This window comes from Kitasatospora sp. NPDC029367, from assembly GCF_055569135.1.
In genome coordinates this window covers 1-5148 of the sequence record NZ_JBVHYH010000147.1, presented here as the reverse complement: position 1 = coordinate 5148, position 5148 = coordinate 1, and the positions used below count along the sequence as shown (strand labels likewise).

The following is a 5148-nucleotide window of genomic DNA, read 5'->3' as shown; positions in this document are numbered from 1 at the left end:
AGCTAAGCCTCACAGCGCCGATGGTACTGCAGGGGGGACCCTGTGGGAGAGTAGGACGCCGCCGAACAATCATTCAGAAGAGCCCCCGCCGGGTGTACCCGGCGGGGGCTCTTCGCATTTCCGGCGGAGAGCGCAGTAGGCGTATCACCAGGTAGTCCCCTCAATGCGGCGTCCGGGCGTACCTGCCCGGATCGACCCCTGATGGTCGGGTTTGTGCCGGGGGCCGGGGCTAGCCTGGCCGGCATGTACAACGACGGTCTGGTGACGTGCACCGCGAGTGAGCTCGTGATTCGCCGGTACTACTTCCCGCTGGGGATTGCCAAGCGCATCCCGTACGGGCGGATCCGCGGGCTGCGGCAGGTGCCGCTGACCCGGGTCGGCGGGCGGTGGCGGATCTGGGGTTCCGGGGACCTCGTCCACTACTTCAACCTGGACCTGGGGCGGGTGGACAAGAGCGTGGCCTTCGTCGTCGACCTCGGGGCCAAGGTCAGGCCGGTGATCACCCCGGACGAGCCGGACCGGCTGGTGGAGGCGATGGCCGCGCACAGCATCCCGGTGACCCGGGGGTAGTTCCGGCGCCCTCGAAACGCCGTGCCGGGGCCCTCAGTTCAGGGCGGCGCGGGGTGGGCGGGGCCAGCTGGGGTGGTGCTGGTCGATGACGTAGTGGTGGCCGTGCTGCCAGCCGCTGCCGTCGGGGGTGGGGCGGGCGTCCGCGAGGTGGGGGTGGCCGAGCGGCAGGTCGGTGTGGCGGTGGCTGAGGGTGTCCGGGTCCCGGGTGGGCCACAGGGCGGTGGCGGTGACGGCGGCGGCGAGGGCGACCGCGCCCAGGACGACGGCTGTTGCGGGGAGTCCGGCCCCGGCGGCGAGCCAGCCGGCCAGCGGGTAGGTGAGCAGCCAGCAGCCGTGCGACAGCGAGAACTGGGCGGCGAAGGCGGCCGGCAGGTCCGGGTCGGCGGCGGAGCGGCGTATCACCCGGCCGCCGGGCGTCAGGACGGCGGAGCCGGCGGCGCCGACCAGGGCCCAGGTGGCGAGCAGGGCGAGCCAGCTCCCGGTGCCGGCGGGGACGGCGGTGATCACGGTGACGGCGGCGAGGACGCCGGGCAGTGCGAAGGCGGCGGGCAGCATGACGGACCGGTCGCTGGCCCGGGCGAGCAGCCGCGGCAGCAGCAGGGCGGCGAGCATCGAGCCGACGCCGTACGCGCCGAGGGCCACCGAGACGGCGCCTACTGGGCGGTGGAAGTGGTCGCGGACCACGTTGACGGTGTCGACGAAGACGATGGCGCCGGCGGCGGCGACGGCGAGGTCCAGGGCGAGCAGCGCCCGCAGCCGTGGGGTGGCCCGGAACAGCCGGGTGCCGAACGCGGCCTTGCGGTAGATCCCCTCGGTCCGTTCGACCGGCCGGGGCCTGGGCAGTACGACGGAGACGACCAGGGCCGCGGAGGCGAGGAAGCCCGCGGTCGTCCCGGCGAACAGCCAGTGGTACGGGACCACGGACAGCAGCAGGGCGGCGAGCGCCGGGCTGAACAGCGACTCGAGGTCGTAGGCGAGCCGGGACATCGACAGCGCCCGGGTGTAGTCGCGTTCGGCCGGCAGCACCTCGGGGATGGTGGCCTGGAAGGTCGGGGTGAAGGCGGCGGAGGCGGCCTGGAGCAGGAAGATCAGGACGTAGACCTGCCACACCCGGTCGACGAACGGCAGGGTGAGGGCGACGGCGGCCCGGGTGAGGTCCATGGCGACCATCAGGGTGCGCCGGGGGACCAGCCCGGCGAGGGCTCCGGCGACCGGGGCGACGGTCACGTACGCGACCATCTTGATCGCCAGTGCGGTGCCGAGGACGGCCGAGGCGTCGCTCCCGGCGATCGAGTACGCCAGCAGCGAGAGCGCCACGGTGGCCAGGCCGGTGCCGACCAGGGCGACGACCTGGGCGGTGAACAGGTGGCGGTAGGTGCGGTTGCGCAGCACGGTCAGCATGGGCCCGTCCCGGGGCGGCGATGGGGGTGGTGGTGCGCCCATCATAGGCAATGCGTGCGTACCTGTGCACCTGTTGGACGGGCGGAACGACCCCGCGTGGACGGGCCGGGGCTCAGTCGTGCGGCGGGAGGTGCCCGATCTGGTGGTCGGCGACGTTCAGTGCCTCGTCCACCAGCCGGCGCAGGTGTCCGTGGCGCAGCGAGTAGACCACCCGACGGCCGTCCTTGCGGGTGGCGACCAGCCCGGCCAGCCTGAGCTTGGCCAGGTGCTGGCTGACCGACGGCCGGGCGGCACCGGTCACTTCGGTCAGGGTGGTCACGTCCGCCTCGCCCCGCCCGAGCCGCTCCAGCAGCGCCAGCCGGGTGCGGTCGGCCAGCAGGGAGAGGACGGAGGCGGCGACGTCCAGCCGCGCCTCGGCCCGCTGCTGCGAACGGTGTGCATCTGCCAGATCGGCGCCGGAGCTCATGCCCGCATCCTAGACCGCGTGCGCAGGTGCGCTCATGACGACGGACCGCGGCGGCGGAGGTAGGCCCAGGTGACGGCGGCCGGCAGCGGGCCCCGGAGCAGCGGCGGCCGGTCGGGCGGTCAGCCCGCGCGCTGCTCGACCGGCTGGTCCTCGGCGACGGGCGCCGGGGCCGGTTCGAGGTCGCCCATCCGCGGGATCGCGAACAGCGCGGCGAGGATCAGCGCACCGGCGATGACGATCGGGGTGCGGATGCCGACCGTGGAGCCGATCCAGCCGCTGAGGCCGGCGCCGATCAGCATCCCGATCCGGGAGAGCATCAGGTAGCAGCTGTTGACCCGGCCGAGCAGTTCCTTGGGCACGGTCTGCTGCCGCAGCGAGATCGCCTGGACGTTCCAGGTGACCACGCCGAAGTTGCCGAGCGCGAACAGCGGTGCCACCACGAACACCGAGGGGCTCAGGCCCATCAGCAGCAGCGAGGAGCCCATCAGCACGAAGGAGAGGGTGATCCGGGCCCGTCGGCTCAGCCGCTCGCCGATGCGGCCGGCCAGCATGCTCGCGGCGGTGCCGCCGGCCACGCCGGTGGCGAGGACGGCGCCGAAGGCCCAGGTGGGCTCCTGCAGGGTGCGGGTGACCAGCAGCGCCAACATGGTGATGCCGAGTGAGGAGGCGCCCGCGGCCACGGCGGAGAGCGAGGCGACCAGGCGCAGTTGCCGGTGTCCGTACAGCCAGCGGACGCCTTCGCGGACCTCGGCCATGACCCGGCGCTCGGACCGCGCCCGGGGGGCGCCGGAGCGGCCGGTCGCGGCGACCAGGACGGCGGCCAGGGCGAAGGAGACCCCGTCGACGGTGAACGGGTAGCCGGCCGCGATCGCGAACAGGGTGGTGCCGACCAGTGGGCCGATCATCCGGCCGACCAGCAGGCCGCCCTGGAGGCGGCCGTTGGCGACGTCCAGCTGCTCGGAGCGGACCACGTCCGGGATGGTCGAGGTGGCGGCGTTGACGAACACCGTCTCGCCGCAGCCGAGGACGAAGGCCAGGGCGGCGAGCAGGGCGAGCGGCGGGGTGGTGGAGAAGACCCAGGCGGCGAACCCCAGCAGGATGGCGGCCCGGCCGAGGTCGATCGTCCACATCAGCCGGCGGCGGTCGAAGCGGTCGGCGATGACGCCGCCGAACAGGGCCATCAGCAGCCAGGGGAGCGATCCGGCCACCGCGACCACGGACACCGCGGACGGGGAGTCCGAGATGGCCAGGGCGAGCAGCGGAAGCGATGAGTCCCGCATGCCGTCGCCGACCGCCGAGATCGACGACGCCGACCACAGCATGGTGAATTTCCGGCCCAGTTGGGGCCTGGCGCGGGGCGGGGGTGTCGCTGGGCTGGCTGAGGTCACCGACGCAGTATGGCATGACCTCTACACGTTTGGCCGCCCCTTCACGGACCATTTCCAGCTGGGATCCCGGAGTCCGGAAAGCTCCTTGACGAGGGCGGTGAGGCCCCCGCGAGGGCCGGTCCCGGCACCACCGGCCCGCGCGGCGGCCCACCGGCCCGGCCGCTCGTCAGTGCTGGACGCCGGCGGAGAGCGAGAAGCCGGCGAACTGGGCCCGCTGGGTGCTGGCCGGGCCCCAACTGGTGTCGTGGCCGCCGTAGAAGGTCGAGAACAGCACCCCGCCGAAGGGGATCGAGGCGATGCCGGAGGCGACCTTGGCGGAGTACACCTGGCGGCCGTCGTACCAGACGGTGACCTCACCGGTGTTCCGGTTCACCGACTGCTCGACGGTGTGCCAGCGGTCGTCGGCCTGGAAGTGCCAGTCGCCCAGGCCCTCGTCCACACCGTAGCCGGTCGGACCGGAGTTGGTCGGGGTGTAGAGGTAGAGCTCGCCGTTGTCGGGGCTGCCGTTGGCGCCCCGCCACATGTAGCGGGTCGACCAGCCCGCGCCGTGGTTGCCGCCGGACTCCTGGCCGATCTTCCCGCCGTACAGGCCCGGCAGTTTGCCGGCCTTGCCCCAGTCGCGGCCGGTGGGGAACCGGAGGGAGTACTTGAGGTCCAGGGTGGGGCCCTGGGCGAGGGCGGACAGGCCGAGCGCGTTCAGGTCGGTGTAGAACTGGCCGCCGCCCGGATTGGGGCAGTCGGTGCAGGAGTTGGCCGAGGAGCCGGCGCCGTACGTCACCTGGAGCGCGGGGCCGCCGTCGGGGGCCGTCCGGTCCTCGACGGCGGCGAAGTCGGCTGCGCCCCAGGCGCCTTGGGCGGCGACGCCCCAGGAGCGCTGCCACTGGGCGGTGCCGTAGCCGCGGAAGCCGCCGGTCCAGGCGGCCGAGCCGCTGGGCGCGGGGGCGGCGGCGGTGGCGGCGGTGGCGGAGTCGGTGGGCGGGTGGGCGCGGGCCCGTGCGGGGGTGGCCGCGCAGCCGGCGGCGGTGAGCAGGGCCAGTGCGGCCAGGGCGGCGGTGCGCGCGGAGCGGTTCATCGGTGGCTCCTCGGTCGACGGTTGATCCGTACAGATCATGCCGCACGCCCGGGGCGCGCTTGGGCAAAGGGGCGGGGAAGGGAAGGGGAAAGGGCCGTGGGGGGGGGGGGGGGGGGGGGGGGGGGGGGGGGGGGGGAGAGGGGGAGGGGGGGGGGGGGGGGGGGGGGGGGGTGGGGGGGGGGGGGTGGGGGGAGACCAGGCCGAGGTGCACGACCAGGGTGGGCCGTGCCCCGGCCGCCGGCCCGCAGCCC

Annotated in this window: 5 protein-coding genes and 1 rRNA gene; 2 read left to right on the top strand and 4 right to left on the bottom strand. The window is 74.2% G+C overall.

The window, feature by feature from the left end:
* Both rrf and ACZ4W5_RS37680 read left to right on the top strand, forming a co-directional pair.
* Positions 1-67: ribosomal RNA gene (gene rrf / locus ACZ4W5_RS37685) — 5S ribosomal RNA — on the top strand; the annotation flags it as partial.
* A gap of 176 nt (positions 68-243) precedes the next feature.
* Complete coding sequence (locus tag ACZ4W5_RS37680; RefSeq protein ID WP_465659742.1) at positions 244-570, top strand: hypothetical protein; 327 nt, start codon at positions 244-246, stop codon at positions 568-570.
* Between the two features lie 33 nt (positions 571-603).
* Here ACZ4W5_RS37680 and ACZ4W5_RS37675 read toward each other — a convergent pair whose 3' ends face one another.
* The 4 genes from ACZ4W5_RS37675 to ACZ4W5_RS37660 all read right to left on the bottom strand — a co-directional run bounded on the left by ACZ4W5_RS37675 (position 604) and on the right by ACZ4W5_RS37660 (position 4897).
* Positions 604-1971, bottom strand: coding sequence for an MFS transporter (locus tag ACZ4W5_RS37675; protein ID WP_465659740.1), 1368 nt, complete (start codon positions 1969-1971; stop codon positions 604-606).
* A 112-nt stretch (positions 1972-2083) separates the two neighbouring features.
* The gene (locus tag ACZ4W5_RS37670) at positions 2084-2437 is read right to left on the bottom strand and encodes an ArsR/SmtB family transcription factor (RefSeq protein ID WP_360246108.1); all 354 of its coding nucleotides are present in this window, start codon (positions 2435-2437) and stop codon (positions 2084-2086) included.
* A 119-nt stretch (positions 2438-2556) separates the two neighbouring features.
* Positions 2557-3759, bottom strand: a complete 1203-nt coding sequence (locus ACZ4W5_RS37665) for an MFS transporter (protein WP_465659738.1) — start codon at positions 3757-3759, stop codon at positions 2557-2559.
* A gap of 232 nt (positions 3760-3991) precedes the next feature.
* Positions 3992-4897 (bottom strand): polysaccharide lyase, encoded by a 906-nt coding sequence (locus ACZ4W5_RS37660; protein ID WP_465659736.1) that lies wholly within the window; start codon positions 4895-4897, stop codon positions 3992-3994.
* Positions 4898-5148: the final 251 nt, after the last annotated feature.